A 17,697-nucleotide genomic window follows, 5' to 3' on the forward strand; every position below is an offset into this window, starting at 1 on the left:
CCGCACGAAATTACTTCGCTGTCGTCGCTATCGCCGCAACTCTGCTCTGGCTAAGATAACTGTCCACGCGACCTAGCCCTGCGACTAAACACGCGTTGGGCGGGCGCGCACTTTGATATATCGAGCTTTCTGACATTACGGTGACAGTGCACTCAATTGATGCCTGACACCATTGCTTGCATTATACTCATCCCGCCTCGCCCGTGCCGTTATCCCCGACTAGCCGCACCGCGTCGCCCAGCGCGGCAACGCCCGCGCGCGGACCATTCCGAGAATGGAAATTAAGTGCACTGTCACCGTAACGCGGTGCTTGACTATGCTCTTTATCCTCAGCGGGAATATCTCCTATCGTGCTCGGCGGACAGGGACTTAGAACAGAAACAACGCAAGCGAGGCTAGAAGCCCACAAATTCCAAGCGCGCCCATAATGGCCGCCCTGTAAGCGCCGTCAGGCGTCCGTGCCCGATTCAGGCCAAGTGCGGTAGCAACCAATGCAGCCAGCGCCGTAGGTACAAGTGCCGCTAGTGCAATTTCGCGCATTGCGTGTATCCTCAATGAGTTGATTCTTTGGGGGCGAGAGATGGTCGAGCCAACAGTCGCGAAACAGCCCAAGAAAAGGCTCGCGGTGTTCTTGGACGGAACATTCAATGCGGTTGACGACAACACCAACGTTTGGCGGCTTAAATCCGTTTGCGCAGCTAAAGGCGAAGATGGCTCCGACCAATTCGTTTACTACGCAAGGGGTGTAAACGGCTTTTGGGGCGGAACCGTCGGGAAGGGACTGGATGACTTAATTAAGGGTGGCTACGAGTGGCTGATCGACAAGTATGAAGCGGGTGATGACATTTTCATCTTCGGCTTCAGCCGTGGAGCGTATGCAGCCCGGAGCTTGGCAGGACTCATTACAAAGTGCGGCCTCCTGAAATCAGGCGGAGCAATGGGTATCAAACAGCTCTATGCGAGATACCAGCACTCTGACGCCGACACGGTTTGGCAACTTTGCGATAACGGTGACGGCGGCAAGAACACCGAGGAACGGCTTCTTATCAAGTACTCGCAGTGTGTCCCCATTAGGGTTGTAGCTGTTTGGGACACCGTCGGCGCGCTAGGCCTGCCGTTTGGCGACATCCCGGGTGTAAGCAGGTCTAGCTTTGGGTGGCTTCATACAGGACTGCGAGTGCCGATAGAAAATGCGTACCATGCTATAGCTATTGACGAGCACAGGCGCGCATTTGCTCCTACACTCTGGACAGTCCGGAAACCGAAGGATCCAAAGGCAATCATTGCCGTCCCTCGGGCGCTCGAAAGCGTCGAGCAAAGGTGGTTCGTCGGCGCACATGCAAACGTTGGCGGAGGATACCCCAGCGATTTGCTTGCACAGATTCCTCTGCGGTGGATGATGAAAAAGGCTTCATCCCACGGCTTGGCCTTCAAGAACGATATCGATCTGGACGGCGATGCCTTGAAGGCAGATATCTGCGACTCATATCGTGAGTTTATGTATGGCGTGTATTCAAAATTTTCCTGGCGCTACTACCGTAAGATTGGCGAGGCACCGAGAGAAGATGATGATGGAACGCACACCAACGTAAATGAAACGATTGATGTTTCAGTATTTGACCGTTACCGAGCTGACTCAAATTATCGTCCACGTAGTTTGGCTGAATGGGCGACACGATATCAAGTCGATCCTGGCGAACTAAAAAGTTCGATCAAAGCAAGCGAACCAAAGACTGTAGTTCCTGACTAAGGCATTCGTCGTTGGTAGTAATTCGCAGCATCGTTTCTCACTTCCAACTGGGCTCAGATCACGCCTGACGGCGGTATAGCCTGCGAAAGCTAGGTTGCTGCGCAAACCACTCACTTCATTCCATCCAGCAGCTTCCGCGCTTCACCCAGCAACGCCCGGATCTGCCTTCGCTCGGCGATCGCATCCCTGGTGAACAGGCCGTGCTTGCGCGCGTTCTGGTTTGCCCTTGGCGCGCCGGATCCCTGGGCGCCGCCGTGCATGCGGCAGCGCTTTTTGCCGTGCACCGCCGGCGAGCGGCACGAACCGCCGGAACGGGTTTTGGCGCCGCAACGTGGGCTCGTCAGCATCGGGCCGGTATTTCTGATGTGAGCGCTCATGCCTGTGCGTCCCGCTTGGCATCAGCGGAAGCTTGCCTTCGCTTGGAGCCGGCGGCTTTCGGCGCCTTCCGCGCGGCGGATATCAGGTTCTTGTCGGAAACGATCACGTTCGCATGCTGCGTGACGTTGCCGACAATGGCCTTGCCGCCGTCCTCCACCTTCACGTTCTGCACGGTGATGGCGGGCTCGCCATGGCTCCGGTAGCGGTTCAGCGCCTCGATCTGGGCGGGAAACGTGCGGGCGAGCCGGCCCAATGCGCGCGCGGCGCTGTCGTGCTGGGCGAGGTCGTCGGCATTGGCGAGGTGATGGGCGCATCGCATCGCCATCACATGAACCGAGACCATCTGCGCGACCAGCATGGCCTCGACGGAATCCCTTGGGCGAATGCTCTTCATCATCGAAATCATGAAGGACAGGTTGACCTCGTCGGGGCTGCCGCCGCTCACGCTGGCCCTGACGAGTTGCCGGAGGATGCCGTCCATCGCTTCGCGATCGGTTGCCCCCAGCGCGTTCGCCATGAGCTGTTCGCCGAGCTCCGGATCGGGATGGTCGATGGAGAATCCCTGCGACGAGAGCCTTATCCGCGGGGCTGCGGCAGCTTTGGCCGGGTCGGTTGCGGCGATCGCCGTTGGCATGGTGAGGCTTGGGGCGGTGTTCATGTCGAGACTCCCTGGCAGGCGCGCGGCAAGCGGGCGCGGTTCGGCCACGCGCAGTCATGGTTCACCGCGCGGAGCCGGTGCAATTTCAATTGTGGGTGAGGATGCGGGTGAGGATTCCTGGACCGCAGGTCGCAACCGACGCGCCCGCTACTCGCGGACCGACGGGCGTTACAAGATTGCGGAATGATCAAGGAATGCCCCTGATTTGCCCGACGTGTCAAGTTGCCATTCGAGCGCTAGCTGCCGCCTGCACCTTCATGGGGTTGTTTTCGATATTTGAGAGCGCGCACCTTCGAAGGGGAGTCCCCCAACGTCACCCGCAGGCAAAGGCACGGTGCGATACGCACGATAGCGGGTATCGAGTTGCATGGCCGGCCTGCATATGAATATTCCTGCGGGGCGCCTAAGAGCATTATACCCCATCTCAATTACATAAGAGTTCGCAGTTTTATTCTGAGTGGCGCGCCATGCTGCGCCTTTCCACGCTGGAGTACGACTTTGTACGATTGCGCCAGTAGGTTCGTTCAAAGCTTACGCGCTGCTGATCGCCCGAGACCGTCTTCCCGATCGAACACCCGCAAAAGGCGCGAGATACCCGACCCGAGCATTGACGTGACCACTGGATTGAGACCGGTGTCGCTGTCGATCTGAACGGTGACGGTTCGCCCGACGATCAATTCATCCGCATTGTCATTCACGTCGAGCTTGATCCGGACGGGAATGCGCTGAGCGAGCCTGACCCACGAGAAGGTCGGATTGATATTGGCGAGCATGCTCGCACCCGAACTTCGTTCACGATCTTCGATTCCGCGGGCGATGCTATCAACTTTTCCTCTCAGGATCGAACCGCCCATCAACCTGACATCGGCAGCATCGCCTACATGGATGCGTGCGAGTTTCGTCTCCTCAAAGTAGCCTTCGACGCGCACCGTGTCGGTCTCGATCAAAGCCATGATGCCTCGACCCGCCGGAAGGTAGGAACCTGGACGCAGATCGAAGTTCGTCACGTGACCATTCACTGGGGCGCGGATCTCAGATCGAGTCAGATTGAGACGTGCGACATCCAAATCCGCTAGGGCCTGATTATAGGCAGCCTTGGCCTGAAGGTCTGCGGCGCGGACCGTCTCGCGCTGCTGTTGAGAGATGACCCCATCGCTCAGCTTTTCATAGCGGGTGCGATCGCTCGCGGCTCTCTCAAGGGCGGCTTCCCGGTTTGCCACCACAGCCTCTGCCTGTCGGACCGCCAGACGAAATCGCTCCGGATCCAATCGAAGTAGGACGTCCCCTTTGCGAACCGCCTGATTATCTTTGATCAGAACTTCCTCGACCAGGCCGGAAACGTCCGGAGCGACCACGACAACGTCGGCCCTGACGTGGCCGTCCCGCGTCCAGGGAGCTTCTTCGTAGTGGTCCCACATGCCGATGGCGACCGGTGCCGCAATGGTGAGAACCAACGTGGTGACAAAGATGCGCGGCAGAATCGAGCCTCTCGCCGTCATGGCAGCAACTTCCCCAAGAAAGTGTAGGATATATCGACGAGGATCGCGAAGATCGCGAATTCGAATAGCGCCGGGTGCCACGCGAAGCTCTTGATCCCTGACGAAACGAATCTCTTGAGCACCGTGGACAAAGTGATCCCGAGCCCGAGCGCGAAGACGCAGGCGACGACAAAGGTCGGCACGAACACACCTGCGATGTTGATCTCTTCGTTCATTGCGCAACTTCGTCAAAAGTTGGAGCTGGCGCATTCGGGAAGAGCACGCGACGTAGGCCGACTAATGCGGGCAGCCGTATTTGTTGGATTGCGGCGTCCGATTTGCAATGCTGGCGCAGCTCCACATCGATCGCCGCAAGCAGCGCCTGTGCCTCGGTTGGACGAAGCTCGCTGCCCCCCGACGCAAACCATCGGAAGGCGTGCGACAGCTTAGCGGGGAGATCCCCGAGAGTCGTGCTCCGCTGGCCGTTAACACTCACCACGCTCGACTTTAAGTCGAGCAAGTCCAGGCCCATCTGCAGCGCGGCCAGAGAGCGGCCGGCTTCTGCCTCTACATCCGCGCCGGATAGCGCCAATCTTGGAATGACCAGGCCGAGACGGTCGAGCATCACGCCCACCCACCGCTCTCGGTTCATCGGTCGGCGGGCGCCGGCGAGGATCGCCAGGTCGACCCATCCGTGCCGGATTAGGCGCCTCGCAGCGTGCTTCGCGGTCACCGAGCGAAATGTGCGGACGGCCAGGAAGGCGGCAATGAGGCCGATGAGTGAGGCGGCATTGGTGTTGGCGAACGAAGCGAAGTCGGCCGAGAACCTGTTTTGAAGATCAAGCGCCCCGATCAGACCGAGGCCGAGGGCCAACGCTTTGAGGATGTGACGCGGATTGGCCTGCAGATAACCGATGATGAGGAACGGCGGAGCCAGCGCGGCTGCTAACATTGGAAATCCGTCGATCGCTGGGAAGATCAGAAACAGGTAGATGGCCGCGATCGGCAGCGACGCCACTGTCCAGATCGTATAGGACATCAAGGTCGGAGCGGGATCGTCGAGGCTGCTATAGAGCGCTGCGGCGATCGTGGCTATCTGCGCGGCGATGCCACCTTCCGGCCAGGCGGTTGCGATCCAAACGGCGCTGCAGCCAAGCACGGCCGCGAAAAGAGCGACGACGGACAAGGCAGCGAGCCCCTGGTCACGATGGAGAGTTCTCTTGGCGCGGTGGACTTTCGGGCGAGATGCCGTTGTCGGGTTGGAAGGAACTTGCGATCCATGGATGATCGCGGGCAGTTCGTGGGTTGCAGCCAGTGCTTCGATTAATGCCGCCGACTTGGCGATCATGCTGGATGCGAGAAGCCTGTCCCATTCGTCTTGCGCAGCGGGCAGTGCAGCGTCAAATTCCGCGCATCGGCGGAGCAACTCGGTCGCGCTCAGCCGCGATTCAATTGGATCGCGCGCCCATTCGCCGAGTTGCGAGAGAAGTTGATCCAATTCCGGCGTACGTCGCTCGCCGAGCGCAGCGAGCCTATCTTCGATCGCCGTTAGCATGGGTAGCACGAGCGCGAGCTTGTCCTGCAAGGCACGAATCGCCCATAGCTCCGGCTTTGTCGCGGCTGTGTCGTAGCTGAGGTGGGTTGATAGCACTTCGAAGTGGGTGATGTCAGCGGCCAACCGCCAGCGTGCGGAGTTTCCTTGCGTTGGAGTGTGATCCAGCAAGACATCCGCCGTCCAAGCGAATGCATCACGAACCGCAGCATCGATTGCCTTGGTCAGGGCGCCTGTGACATCGCTCGGAAACAGCAGCGTATGGACGACTGTTGCACAGCAGATCCCGAGCGCGATTTCCTCGACGCGTGCCAAGGCGACGTCGAAAACCAAATCAGGAGCAGCTACGCTTGAGAACGCGACGGTCGTCGCCGTGTATCCCGCCAGCATGAAGGCGTAACTGCGGGGAGTCCGGTCTTGAAGGGAGACGTACAGACAGAACGCTGCCCAGCCCGTGATGGCAACGGTCATCAAGGTCGGCTGATCGACCAAGATCGGAACAAGCGCCACGGCGGCGCAGGCGCCGAGCAGTGTGCCGAGCAGACGGTAAACGGCCCGTGAACGGACCGCGCCGGCGAGTGGTTGGGCAGTAAGATAGACGGTGAGCATTGCCCAGTAGGGTCTCTGTAGGCCGAGACGAAACGCCAGATAAATTGCGAGCATCGCCGCAATGAACGAATTGGCCGATAGCAGCGCCCACTTGGGGTCGAGGGTACCTGGAAATGCGATGTGTCCGAAAATTCGGGCCAGAGTGATTCGTGTCATGGTTCTACGCCGGGTCCGTGAAGCACCCGAACGATAGAACTTGCAGCGCGCCAGGAATTTCGCCACTTTGCCAAATAATTGCTAAGTTATGACAATGCGTGGCTCTCTCCTCCAGTACTACCGTGAATTGGATCCCGACGCGCTGGACCGCCCGGTCGCTGCGCTCATGGTCAATACTCAGGAGAAGGAAGACGAAGTTCCGATCCACACACATCGGAAAGGACAGTTGGTTTTGGCGCACCGCGGTGGCGTGACGTGCGAGGCCCCCAGTGGACTTTGGATGGTGCCTCCGCGATGCGGCGTCTGGATCCCCGGCGGCATGCTGCACAGCAATCGAGCGACCGCCAATGCCAGCATCTATTTCCTATACGTCGACATGAATGCGGCATCCGTTCCGAAGGAGTGCTGCACGCTGTCGATCACCCCTCTTCTGCACGAACTAATCCATCGCTTGGCGACGCTGCCGCCCCTCTATAATCCGGAAGGACCAACGGCTCATATCGTCGCGGTTCTGCTGAACGAGCTTATCGAGATGCCGACCGAGCAATTGCATCTTCCAGTTACGCGCCACTCAAAACTACGCGCGATCGCCGATGCCTTGATGGAAAATCCTGCGGATCGCCGCACCGTAGCAGAATGGGGCGAGGCCATTGCGCTCGGCGAACGGACGCTCATGCGCCTCGTCGTCGCCGAGACCGGCATGACGTTCAGTCGCTGGCGTCAACAACTCCACATCATAATCGCTCTTCAGCGGTTATCCGCGGGAGAGTCTGTGCAATCGGTATCTGAAGTTCTCGGCTACGATTCCGTTAGCGCATTTATAACAATGTTCAAGAAGGCGCTCGGCAAATCGCCGGCGCGGTATTTTTCCGATCGCGTCAACAAGCGGGGCGAAGGGGCGGCGGAACCGTAGTTCAACTAGATCCTGCAGCAGCGAGAGCTCCGGTGGCGAGCGCGAAGCACGAGATCGAGCGCTCTTTCCGGCATCGATATATCTTCAACGACGGCCGCCAGCCAATCGCACGAACGAGGAATGTTCCTGGTCGCACTCCGTCACTAGGTTGCTCGGTCGATCGAGCAGCGTCAAAGATTACCGATGAGGCGACCAGCCGTCTTTTAAGATCACTTCCCCTGAGGATTGAAATCAAAGCTCTTCGTTTCGACGATCTCGATCCCGAATCCGGACAGACCTTTGAAGCGATGGATTGACGATGTCGCTAAAAGCTGGCTGCATTATGATCAAGGGTGCGCGAAGTCTCGATGCTCATGCCGGCGTCGATCCTCGTCTGAGGGGCTGCATCGTATTGTGGCTTAGCCGGCCTCTCGATGCGCTTGGAAGCCAGGTTGCATGACTTGATCTGAACTGGCTGGTTTGAGTCGATAGGAAGTACCGTCTTGTGAGAAATCCGCTTCAAAGCCAAGTTTGAACGAATGCTCGAAACACCCGGTATGCGCGAGAGCTTGTTGACGATGAGGTCTTCAAGAGCCTCGATGTCGGACACCATCACGCGGAGAAGATAGTCGCTGTCTCCCGTCATCAGGTAACACTCCATCACCTGGCTCAAGCGATCAATTGTGCGCGTGAAGTTCTCAAGTGATAGCTGGACTTGCTTTTCAAGCTTGACTTGGATGAAGGCGGTAACGCAGATGCCGAGGACCGCCGGATCCAGTACGGCAATTCGTCGATCTATCACCCCGAGCTTTTCAAGCGTACGAACTCGGGCGAGGCAGGGCGACGGTGAAAGATTGACGCGGGACGCAAGCTCGACGTTGGTTAAGTCGGCGTTCTGCTGCAGTTCATTCAGAATCTTTATGTCGATCCTGTCGAGAGCCGTGGTTGTCATATCGTCTTCTCCCAGGGCAAGCGGTAGCTTTATCGAGGCCCGGCCCCGCGCGTTATCTCGCGTGGTGACATCTCGATGACAGAGATGCTAACCGCAGTTGCGACTGCGAAATTTCGACAAAATGACGACTTATATCGAAAAACCGTCAATTTCTCAGGGCTGGCCGTGCAGGCGTGAGGCAACCCGTGGCGGGATGCCGTCCACTCGAAAACAAGTGTGCGTGCTCAAACGCCTGCGACCGAACGGCTAGAGTCCGAACACAAAAGGCGAATCCTGCGACCGATAGAAGAAATAAAAAGCAATCGTCTTAATCTGCCACTGACGCCTGCTCGGAGCGTTCTTGAAAGTATTTGGCAGGAGATTTCCCCAGAGCCTTCTTGAACATCGTAATGAATGCAGTGGTAGAGCCGTAGCCCAACGTGGCTGCAACCTGATGGACCATCGCGCCACCGCAGAGTTCCCGCAACGCGACCATTAGGTGTATTTGCTGTCGCCAGCGTCCGAAGGTCAGACCTGTCTCCCGCTCGACCAGCCGAGAAAGCGATCGTTCGCTCATCGCTACACGATCGGCCCATCCAGCCAATGAAGATCTATCGGCTGGAGTTCTGGTCAGAGCGTCGGCTATGAGCTGAAGTTTTGGGTTACCGGAAATGGGCAGCGAAAGATCCTCGACCGGCTGGACGGTCAATTCATCAAGCAGAACTCTGGCAAGCCGACCACAATGACTGTCAGGATCATAATGTCGCGGCATGACCGCGAGCCGGAGAATCATCTCGCGGACCATCGGGCTGATCGACAATGTGCAGCATCTTTCCGGAAGGGCCGCTGAATCCGGCTCGACGAACAGAAGGCAAATCATCGCGTTTGCTGTTGCCTTGTTGCTGTGCTCAAGGCCGCCCGGGATCCACACGCCGGACTGCGGAGGTACTATCCAGCGAGCGCCTGGAACGTCGCAGGTGATTCCACCACGGAGTGCCAAAACGAGCTGACCTTTTCTGTGAGTGTGGATCGGCGTCTCGTTCTCGTTATCCAAGACGTCCATTCGAACGGCAGTGGCCGCGACGGGACAATCGTCCGGATCGAAGTCAGAAAAACCCAACTGCACGGTCATGTCCGCAATTGTCGATATTTGGAGATGATTTGGCAAGGTAACTTAGTCCTTTCGCCGCTGCGGAAGTGTAGGGAATAGCGCCATCTATTGAGGCAAGATGCAAATGCGCGTTCTTATTTCCCGAATGGTCAATTCGAATCTTCAATTGCAAAGTGAGCTCAGTGGAAAACTGTTCTCTCTTGAGGAAGGGCTCGAGAAAGCGCGTCGGAAGGTATCGGGGCCCTAGAACAGGTATACGAGCGATGGACCTTCTCGGTAGCCTCGGCATTTTCGTACGCGTAGCGGAAGTTCTTTCGTTCTCGGCCGTGGCGCGCGAGCGCGACGTAAGCCAGGCCGCCGTCGCCCGCCAGATTTCGCAGCTCGAAGAGCGTTTTGGCGTTCGCTTATTCCATCGCACTACGCGAAAGATCAGCCTCACCGATGACGGGCAGATGCTTGTCGTCCTTGCACGACCGATATTGGACGGCGTCGAGGATATGCTGACGGCTGTGGGACGACAGAGTACCTCTCCGATCGGATTGGTCCGGGTTGGCGTGACGGGTACCGCTGGTCGCTTTCTGGCGCAACGTCTGCCCGAGTTACTGGCGGATCACCCGGGGCTGAAGGTCGAATTGGTGGTGAGCGATCGAATCGGCGACATGATCGAAGATCGTCTCGATCTTGCGATGCGTATTGGCGAGATATCAGATGCATCATTGATTGTTCGTCACGCCGGCACATTTTCACGCGTCGCCGTGGCCGCGCCCAGCTATATCGAAAAGCACGGCGAGCCTTCCTTGCCCGCGGAACTAGCGCAGCACACCTGCATCGTCCACGCCAGCAACCAGAACTCCGACATGTGGACGTTCGTGACCAATAAGGGTGCCCAGCAATTTCGCGTGTCGGGCGGATTTCTCGCCAATGACGCGAGCGCCGTGCATCTGGCTGCACGAAGCGGATACGGGATTGCCCATCTCGCGCTGGTCGACGTGTTCGACGATTTGCGCAGCGGCCAGCTCGTCCGTGTGCTGAACAACTTCCCGTCTCCGAACATTCCGTTCAGCCTGGTCTACTCCTCGCGCCGGCATCTTGCGCCACGTACGCGCGCGGTCCTGAATTTCATCCTGCAGGAGCTACGAGAAATTCGCGCTTTGCTTTCCGCGGATCCAGGCGAAGGTCGAGACCAAGGAAGCGACCGAAGCACTCCGGCTTTCAGCGTATGAAGTTGCACGACGTTCTGGTTCGACAGGATGTGGTTGGGGTCGCTGGCATGTTCCGCTTTGTTCGCGTTGGTGCGTGAGAAGTCGAAAAAATAGGCGCGTACTGCACAAAGCAATGACGATTTGCTCAGTCCAAGAGCAGAAAGCATCGATAAGTGTCCAGGGAACAGCATCGAGATGGCCGGCGATGCGATGACATCAAGTATGGCAAGCGCATTTGCGATCGAAACAGGTCGAAACCCAGCAGAGATAAATCGCCTCCGCTCGCCGCGCGCGCCGGTGTGTAATGATGCTAAAGTCTGTGTGCTGCAGCATAAAATGCTGATCAGCTAGGTGGGCGACAAACTGTTTGAGCATTAATGCTGAGAAAGCGGCGTCACAATTGCAGGACAATTGAAGTTTTCAGAGATCGCAGATCGACGGCCCGTTCGGAATCGGGAGTGAGAAAGTGAAGCTTAAGCAAGTCTATCTTACTGCCGTCGAACCCGAAGGGTTAGCCAAGTTCTACGAGGCTCTCGGATTGACGATCCGCTTCGCTGACCGTGGCAAGTGGATCCAATTCGTAGGAGAGAAAGCTGCCTTTTGTATCGCAAGCCCGGCTGAATCCGTGTCCGAGCAGTCTCACAATGCGGTCCTCGTATTCGAGGTGGATGATTTGGAGATGGCTGTCGAACGCGCGCGGGCGGAGGGGGCTGAGGTGCTTGGTGAAATCCGGGATATGGGAGCGCATGGCCGGGTGGCCCATTTCAGGGACCCGCAACATAATACGATCCAGCTCATTCAAGTTGCGAGTAGGGCGGCAGATCAACCCTCTGAATGACTTCAGTTCTATGTGTCGGGGCAACTTATCATCATGAACTTCCGAGTGTCGCCTATGCCTAGTCAAGAAACCCCGGTGTTCAGCAGCACAGAATTCCGCAGCGCAATGCGCAACGTGCCGGGCGCCGTGTCTATCGTAACTACGGGTACGCAGCCGGGCAGGCACGGCTTGACGCTGACAGCGGGCTGTTCGTTGTCGACCGAGCCATCGAGCGTGCTCGTCTGCGTCAATAAGTCGGCTGGCGCCCACGATACGATAAAGCAGAGCAGATCATTCTGTTGGAATATCCTCGCGGCAGATCACGTTGCGCTGGCGCAGAAATTCGCGGGGCAGGACGGGAGCAAAGGCGATATACGTTTCAGCGAAGGTGTGTGGCGCGAACTCGCTACGGGAGCGCCGAGTCTCATCCAGGCAATTTGTAGCTTTGATTGTCGGGTTTCCGATTCGTACGACGCTGGAAGTCATACGATCTTCATCGGCGAGGTGGTTGCACAGGCGACAAACGCTGATCTCGAACCTCTTGTCTATGTGAATGGCGAATTCACTGTACCTAAGCGCTAAGCGACCGCCGGCGCGTACCCCTCTTATGTCGGGGCCCGAGCCCGGGATCTGCGTTCGAAGCATGCAGATCGTCGCGAACGCGGTTATCCGCGGGAGATCATCCATTAAGTCGACCAACATGGAGCCAATTCTGATGTACGGGGGGACGATAGACGTCGACGAAGGCGGCCGCAGCAACAACGCCAGAGTCGGTTCGATTCAAGCAAAGGGAAGCCAGCCGCAAGTCGTCGCGGGTTTGAGCATCGCCGTATTCAAGCCGCGGTATCCACTCGTACCATTCAGTGTCCGCTAATGTTGTCGCTTTGGCTCAATGTTCTCGCGAGTGGCATTCTGCTCGGTCTCGTCTACGGCCTCGTGGCGCTCGGCCTGACGATCATTTTTGGCGTCATGCGGGTCGTCAACTTCGCGCACGGGGAGATGGTCGTCTTCGGCGTCTACATCGGCTATTGGGCAGTCCGCCTTTGGGACGTTCCAATCATTGTCGCGGCGGCAATCGCGGCGGTCGTGATGTTCGTCTTCGGATACTTTTTGGAAACCCTGATCGTAAAGCGGTTCGTCAACCGGCCCCATCACTATCAGTTCATTGTTTTCATCGGTCTGTCGCTGCTCTTCAGCGGCGCGCTGCTGGTGGCGTTCGGACCGGATCCGCGCCCGACTCCTTCTCAGCTGTCGTTTCAAACCGTATCGCTCGGTTTCGTGACATTGGACCTGGCGAGACTTCAAGCGGCGGCGACTGCGGGCCTGCTCATTGCCTTGTTAGGAGCGTATCTGAAGTTTTCATCGTTCGGTCGGTCTTTGCGAGCGTCCGCAGACAATCGGTTGGGCGGCCTGATCGTGGGGTTAAACATTCCTCGGGTCTATGCGGTGACCTTTGGTGTCGGAGCGGCCTGCGCGGGCGTAGCCGGCGCATTGATATCTCCTTTGTTCGACGCCCAACCATATCTAGCTGTCGACTTTACTCTGCTGGCTTTTGTGACGGTTATCGTCGGCGGCCTCGGCAGCTTCAGTGGAGCACTCTTGGGTGGATTGGTGATCGGCGTCGCCGAGGCAATCGCGGCGTTGATGTTCGCTCCGTCGATGAAGACGGCGCTTCCTTATGCGCTCCTGATCATCATCCTGATTTTCCGTCCGAGAGGGCTTTTTGGTGCAAAAGAGATTTGATGGTGCGACTGAAATGGGGCCGTGGCTCGCCGGAGCAATGCTCTTGGTTGTCCTCGCTTTAGTCGGTGCTCTGGCAAACCCGTACGTCATCTCGCTGATGACGATTGTATTGCTCTTCACTTTCTTGGGGCAATCTTGGAATTTGATGCTCGGGATCGGTGGGCAACTATCGATCGGTCACGCCCTATTTGTCGGCTTAGGAGCTTATTCAGTGGGCGTCCTCGATGTAAAGTACGGCATTTCTCCATGGATAGGCCTTCTGGTCGGAATGTTCATTGCCGGATCCGTCGGCGCGGTGCTGGCGTGGTTGAGTTTCCGGTTCGAAGTGCGCGGAATCTATTTCGCGCTGCTGACGGTTGCTGCCGCGGAGTTCGCCAGGATTATGTTCAGTGGCTGGGAGTTTGTTGGCGCAATGCAGGGGCTGTTCTTTCCTGCGCCAACCGGCGCAATCGAAATCTCGATGCTTCGAGGGGATGCGCGTTTCTACTACTTTATCGCTCTTGCTCTGGCGGCACTGGGGATCGTGGGAACTGAACTTATCTCGCGATCGTATTTCGGATATGTCTGGCGCGCAATGAGGGATGATGACGGGGCTGCACGCGCGCTCGGCGTCCGCACATTCCGGCACAAAATCCTCGTGATCTCGATATCGGCGGCGACGGCGGCGGTGGGTGGTGGAATTCTAGCACTCGTGCAAGGATCGATATTTCCAGATTCGATTATGGGCATGGGGCTCTCCGTTGACGTCCTGATAGGGCCCGTGGTCGGCGGGTTAGGCACGACGTTCGGTCCGCTGGTCGGATCGCTCACGGCTATTCCTCTGAACCATTTGATGAGCGCCCTCGGCGACAGTCTTCGGATCCCGGGGCTGAACAATATTACGTACGGTATCGTTCTGATTTTGGTGATCTGGTTCCTACCCGACGGCATTTGGCCGGCGATCGTCCGGCTCTGCAAGGCAATCCGGGTGCCGTCCCGAGTGTGGCTCCCGCAACCGAGGAGGGCCGAAAAATGACAAGTCTGCTCGAGGTAAAGAACCTCTCCCGATCGTTCGGGGGACTGGTCGCGGTGAACGACGTGAGCTTCGCACTGGAAGCCCGAAGTATCACCGCGCTGATCGGGCCGAACGGGGCAGGAAAGACGACATGTTTCAATCTCGTTGCCGGCGCCATGAGGCCGACCAGTGGACAGGTGTTCTTCGAGGGGCGTTCGATCGAGAATACACCGCCTGAAGTAGTCTGCAGGATAGGTATCGCGCGAACATTCCAAATCGTGCGACCGATGCGCGATATGTCAGTACTCGAGAACGCAATGGTCGGAGCCTTCAGCTGGACCAAGAACGTAAACGAGGCGAGATCGAAGGCATACGATTCTCTCGAAAGCGTTGGACTCGCCGGCAAAGCGGATGCGAGGACGGACCAGCTGACGCTGCCGGACCGGAAAATGCTGGAGATGGCCAAAGCGCTATCGACGCGACCCAAACTACTGCTGCTGGACGAGGTAATGGCGGGCCTCCGACCCACCGAAGCTGCGGGAGTGGTCCGCGTACTGCAGAAACTTGCCGACAGTGGACTAACGATCCTGCTCGTCGAGCACGTTATGCGGATCGTGATGGAAATCGCGTCGAGCGTCGTAGTGCTTCATCATGGCGCCAAAATCGCGGAAGGAAGTCCTAGAGAGGTGGTCGCGGATCCGAGGGTCCTTGAAAGCTATCTGGGGACGGGCTTCCATGCTTGACGAGGCGCTTTTATCGATCGACGGGCTTTGTGTCGCATACGACGGATCGAATGCCTTGAACGGCGTATCCTTGCAGATCCACAAGGGCGAGTTGATCTGTGTCGTGGGTGCGAATGGTGCGGGAAAGACTTCGCTGATCAGATCAATCTCAGGCATCGTTCCATCCTCGAGTGGTGTCGTGAAGATGAAGGGCGTTGATATTACCGGGATGCCGCCGTGGGACATCTGCGAACTCGGCATTGCGCAGGTCGCCGAAGGTCGACAGATTTTTGGAAGCCTTTCCGTCGAAGAAAATCTGCTCCTGGGCGGATCGCTTAAGCGCGCGAAGGCCAACCACCTCGAAACGCTCGAGTTCGTCTATCAATTGTTCGAGAGGCTTCGAGAGCGTAGGCGACAATTTGCCGGGACGTTATCCGGCGGCGAACAGCAGATGTTGGCTATTGGACGCGCAATCATGTCGAAGCCGGAAGTAGTCATGTTCGACGAGCCGTCTATTGGGCTGTCGCCCGCTTTGACGGACGTGATGTTTGGAGTAGTGAAGTCCTTGCACGAGCAAGGGATAACGGTGTTGTTGGTCGAACAAAACGTCGCGAAATCTCTCGCGTTGAGCAATCGCGGCTATGTCTTGGAAAACGGCTCTATCGTACTCCACGGATCGAGCCACGAACTGCTGAACAACTCCGAGATTCAGCGCGCATATCTCGGAATGTAGTGAGCGCTTCGCCCTCCCGGTGTCAGGCCGCTCAACGAGACCGGCTCTGTCCTTCATGGCTAACCGGCTTTGCAGGTCGGCGGAAGCGCTGGGAAGCCGGAGCATAAAATGCCGCGATACGGCGCTCCAGCGACTGTTTGTGTCGATATGCGCTGACACGGAAACGGTGTACAGCAATCAATTCGGAGGCATGTCGCTTAAGCTTTCCCTATGGAAAACGATGACGACCTCATAATCGAGCGCGACCTCGACATAGTCACGCTGACCATGAATAGGCCACCAGCAAATGCCGTGAATAACGGACTAATCAATCGCTTGCTGAACACTATTCGTGCATTGTCTACTCAAGTGTCGCCGCCAGGCATTGTATTGACGGGTCAAGGTGATCGCTTCTTCAGTGCGGGCGGCGACATAAAGGAAGTGGCCGGCCTCGAAATATCTAGACCCCGCATGAGGGTCTTCCATGCGCTTCTTTGCGAGATGGAGAGATATCCAGGCCCCGTCGTATGTGCCGTGCGAGGGTATGCGGTCGGAGGGGCGCTCGAATTTCTTCTTCATGCCGACTACGTCGTCGCAAATCGCGAGTGCAAGATCGCGTTTCCGGAAATCAACCACGGCCTCTTGCCCGCAGCCAAAGGAATGCGGCAAGCAGTCCAGAAGCTGGGGCTTCGTGAAGCACAAGCATTGCTCTATTGGGGCGAGTTAGTCGACGCGCAGAAAGCGCTCGAAATTGGCGCGATCAACGAGATCACAACCACCGCGAAAGTGCTGGGCCGTGCCGTGGAGGTATGCAAGCATCTTCGCGGAAAGGAGAAAAAGCTGTTTGCCGCGATCAAACGCTCGTTGAACTTGACAGGACAAATGGATGACGCCTCGCTCGAGGTGATGACGATTGAAGATCTCAACGCTTATCTGACCGAGAATAGTTCAGCGGACGCGCGTGCCCGCTTTCTATCGAAGAATTCAAAGAAGGAATGAATGACCGCATTGGCATCTCCTGAAGAAATCCGCCTGGAGTTCATGAGCTTCGAGGAGGTATCGGCTACCCTGGCGCAAGGAGGTTCGACGGTCCTAATCCCATGCGGCGCTGTCGAGCAGCATGGACCGCATCTTCCGCTTTGCATGGATGCCGATCACGCTGACGCGCTCGCGGCGAAAGTGGCGCGGCGTCTTGGCAATGCCCTGATAGCCCCTACGATCAAGGTCGGCTGTTCAGCTCACCATCTTGTCTTTCCTGGCACCATCTCCCTTCGACCGGAAACGTTTGAAGCAATCTGCCTGGACTACTGCACAAGTCTCGCGCTGCATGGTTTCAGGCGGATTCTGCTCTTCTCCGGACATATCGGAAACTTTCCCGTCCTGCGCGACATTCTTCCTCGGTTGAGGCGCGCGGTTCCGAAAGATGTTGAGATCGACGCATTCTGTGACTCTATCGCTTGGATCGACAGCTGGCGAAGCGCCGTTGAAGATGCCGGAGGTGACCCGAATGCAGTCGGTGGGCATGCCGATATAGCGGAGACATCTCTCATGATGTGTCTCCGCCCCGATAGCGTGCGGCTGGATCGGTTCGAAGTGGGACACCTAGGCGGGCTATCTGAAGAGCAGCTTCACTCCATGTGGAAGAATGGGATCAAGTCGATCACGGACAACGGCGTCATTGGCGATCCGCATGGTTCGACCGTCGAAATCGGCGAGCGATGCCTTGAGGCGATAACGGATCTTCTGGCCGCCTCGTTCGGTAAATAAGTTGACGCCGGTTGCACCTCATGCGTGCCGCCAACACAGGAAGCTGCCAGCGCAGGAAAACGACGTTGCGGCCCGCAACAAGTGTTGGTCGGGGACGGGAGCGTAGTCTGGCTGCTTACAGCACAAAATTTGGAAAGTTATGTAACGACGACCAGCATTCGAACGAAAATGTTGCTCCGCCTATGAAACGCTGTGCCGATCTCGAATCTCCCAGAGGATTTTAAA

Annotated in this window: 19 protein-coding genes; 12 read left to right on the forward strand and 7 right to left on the reverse strand. The window is 57.4% G+C overall.

Features of this window, described 5'->3' with window-relative positions:
* Positions 1 to 580: 580 nt before the first annotated feature.
* Positions 581 to 1,750, forward strand: coding sequence for a T6SS phospholipase effector Tle1-like catalytic domain-containing protein (locus tag AC5ZG5_RS40180; protein WP_456646229.1), 1,170 nt, complete (start codon positions 581 to 583; stop codon positions 1,748 to 1,750).
* Positions 1,751 to 1,860: 110 nt separating this feature from the next.
* Here the strand turns inward: AC5ZG5_RS40180 and AC5ZG5_RS40185 are convergent, their stop codons facing one another.
* The 5 genes from AC5ZG5_RS40185 to AC5ZG5_RS40205 all read right to left on the reverse strand — a co-directional run bounded on the left by AC5ZG5_RS40185 (position 1,861) and on the right by AC5ZG5_RS40205 (position 6,581).
* Entirely contained in the window at positions 1,861 to 2,127 is a 267-nt protein-coding gene (locus AC5ZG5_RS40185; RefSeq protein ID WP_456646230.1) for an HGGxSTG domain-containing protein, read from the reverse strand.
* Positions 2,124 to 2,786, reverse strand: a complete 663-nt coding sequence (locus AC5ZG5_RS40190; protein ID WP_456646231.1) for a hypothetical protein — start codon at positions 2,784 to 2,786, stop codon at positions 2,124 to 2,126. Before AC5ZG5_RS40190 ends, AC5ZG5_RS40185 begins: the two co-directional genes overlap by 4 nt.
* Positions 2,787 to 3,310: 524 nt before the next feature.
* Positions 3,311 to 4,285 (reverse strand): HlyD family secretion protein, encoded by a 975-nt coding sequence (locus AC5ZG5_RS40195; RefSeq protein WP_456646232.1) that lies wholly within the window; start codon positions 4,283 to 4,285, stop codon positions 3,311 to 3,313.
* A complete protein-coding gene (locus tag AC5ZG5_RS40200) occupies positions 4,282 to 4,500 on the reverse strand; it encodes a DUF1656 domain-containing protein (protein WP_456646233.1) in 219 nt (72 codons plus the stop codon). Before AC5ZG5_RS40200 ends, AC5ZG5_RS40195 begins: the two co-directional genes overlap by 4 nt.
* A complete protein-coding gene (locus tag AC5ZG5_RS40205) occupies positions 4,497 to 6,581 on the reverse strand; it encodes an FUSC family protein (protein ID WP_456646234.1) in 2,085 nt (694 codons plus the stop codon). Before AC5ZG5_RS40205 ends, AC5ZG5_RS40200 begins: the two co-directional genes overlap by 4 nt.
* A 94-nt stretch (positions 6,582 to 6,675) precedes the next feature.
* Here AC5ZG5_RS40205 and AC5ZG5_RS40210 point away from each other — a divergent pair, with 94 nt between their 5' ends.
* The gene (locus AC5ZG5_RS40210) at positions 6,676 to 7,494 is read left to right on the forward strand and encodes an AraC family transcriptional regulator (protein ID WP_456646235.1); all 819 of its coding nucleotides are present in this window, start codon (positions 6,676 to 6,678) and stop codon (positions 7,492 to 7,494) included.
* A gap of 32 nt (positions 7,495 to 7,526) precedes the next feature.
* Complete coding sequence (locus tag AC5ZG5_RS40215) at positions 7,527 to 7,790, forward strand: hypothetical protein (protein WP_456646236.1); 264 nt, start codon at positions 7,527 to 7,529, stop codon at positions 7,788 to 7,790.
* An 8-nt stretch (positions 7,791 to 7,798) separates the two neighbouring features.
* Here the strand turns inward: AC5ZG5_RS40215 and AC5ZG5_RS40220 are convergent, their stop codons facing one another.
* Positions 7,799 to 8,425: an Lrp/AsnC family transcriptional regulator gene (locus AC5ZG5_RS40220; RefSeq protein ID WP_130223043.1), complete on the reverse strand. Its 627-nt coding sequence runs from the start codon at positions 8,423 to 8,425 to the stop codon at positions 7,799 to 7,801.
* A 307-nt stretch (positions 8,426 to 8,732) separates the two neighbouring features.
* Complete coding sequence (locus tag AC5ZG5_RS40225) at positions 8,733 to 9,536, reverse strand: AraC family transcriptional regulator (protein ID WP_456646261.1); 804 nt, start codon at positions 9,534 to 9,536, stop codon at positions 8,733 to 8,735.
* 242 nt (positions 9,537 to 9,778) lie between these two features.
* Here AC5ZG5_RS40225 and AC5ZG5_RS40230 point away from each other — a divergent pair, with 242 nt between their 5' ends.
* From AC5ZG5_RS40230 to AC5ZG5_RS40270, 9 genes are all read left to right on the forward strand, one after another.
* Positions 9,779 to 10,738 carry a LysR family transcriptional regulator gene (locus AC5ZG5_RS40230; RefSeq protein ID WP_456646237.1) on the forward strand — a complete coding sequence of 320 codons (960 nt, stop codon included), beginning with the start codon at positions 9,779 to 9,781 and terminating at the stop codon, positions 10,736 to 10,738.
* A gap of 445 nt (positions 10,739 to 11,183) precedes the next feature.
* Complete coding sequence (locus AC5ZG5_RS40235; RefSeq protein WP_456646238.1) at positions 11,184 to 11,555, forward strand: VOC family protein; 372 nt, start codon at positions 11,184 to 11,186, stop codon at positions 11,553 to 11,555.
* A 75-nt stretch (positions 11,556 to 11,630) separates the two neighbouring features.
* Positions 11,631 to 12,116 carry a flavin reductase family protein gene (locus tag AC5ZG5_RS40240; protein WP_130223075.1) on the forward strand — a complete coding sequence of 162 codons (486 nt, stop codon included), beginning with the start codon at positions 11,631 to 11,633 and terminating at the stop codon, positions 12,114 to 12,116.
* A gap of 291 nt (positions 12,117 to 12,407) precedes the next feature.
* Complete coding sequence (locus tag AC5ZG5_RS40245) at positions 12,408 to 13,277, forward strand: branched-chain amino acid ABC transporter permease (RefSeq protein WP_028161635.1); 870 nt, start codon at positions 12,408 to 12,410, stop codon at positions 13,275 to 13,277.
* Positions 13,261 to 14,292, forward strand: coding sequence for a branched-chain amino acid ABC transporter permease (locus AC5ZG5_RS40250; protein WP_456646239.1), 1,032 nt, complete (start codon positions 13,261 to 13,263; stop codon positions 14,290 to 14,292). Before AC5ZG5_RS40245 ends, AC5ZG5_RS40250 begins: the two co-directional genes overlap by 17 nt.
* Entirely contained in the window at positions 14,289 to 15,014 is a 726-nt protein-coding gene (locus tag AC5ZG5_RS40255) for an ABC transporter ATP-binding protein (RefSeq protein ID WP_456646240.1), read from the forward strand. The genes AC5ZG5_RS40250 and AC5ZG5_RS40255 overlap by 4 nt, the downstream gene beginning before the upstream one ends.
* On the forward strand, positions 15,007 to 15,726 hold the full coding sequence (locus tag AC5ZG5_RS40260; RefSeq protein ID WP_130223033.1) for an ABC transporter ATP-binding protein: 720 nt from the start codon (positions 15,007 to 15,009) through the stop codon (positions 15,724 to 15,726). The genes AC5ZG5_RS40255 and AC5ZG5_RS40260 overlap by 8 nt, the downstream gene beginning before the upstream one ends.
* 210 nt (positions 15,727 to 15,936) lie before the next feature.
* Positions 15,937 to 16,704: an enoyl-CoA hydratase/isomerase family protein gene (locus AC5ZG5_RS40265; RefSeq protein ID WP_456646241.1), complete on the forward strand. Its 768-nt coding sequence runs from the start codon at positions 15,937 to 15,939 to the stop codon at positions 16,702 to 16,704.
* Positions 16,705 to 17,472, forward strand: a complete 768-nt coding sequence (locus tag AC5ZG5_RS40270) for a creatininase family protein (RefSeq protein WP_456646242.1) — start codon at positions 16,705 to 16,707, stop codon at positions 17,470 to 17,472.
* Positions 17,473 to 17,697: the final 225 nt, after the last annotated feature.

It is taken from the genome of Bradyrhizobium sp. Ses1 (genome assembly GCF_059512365.1).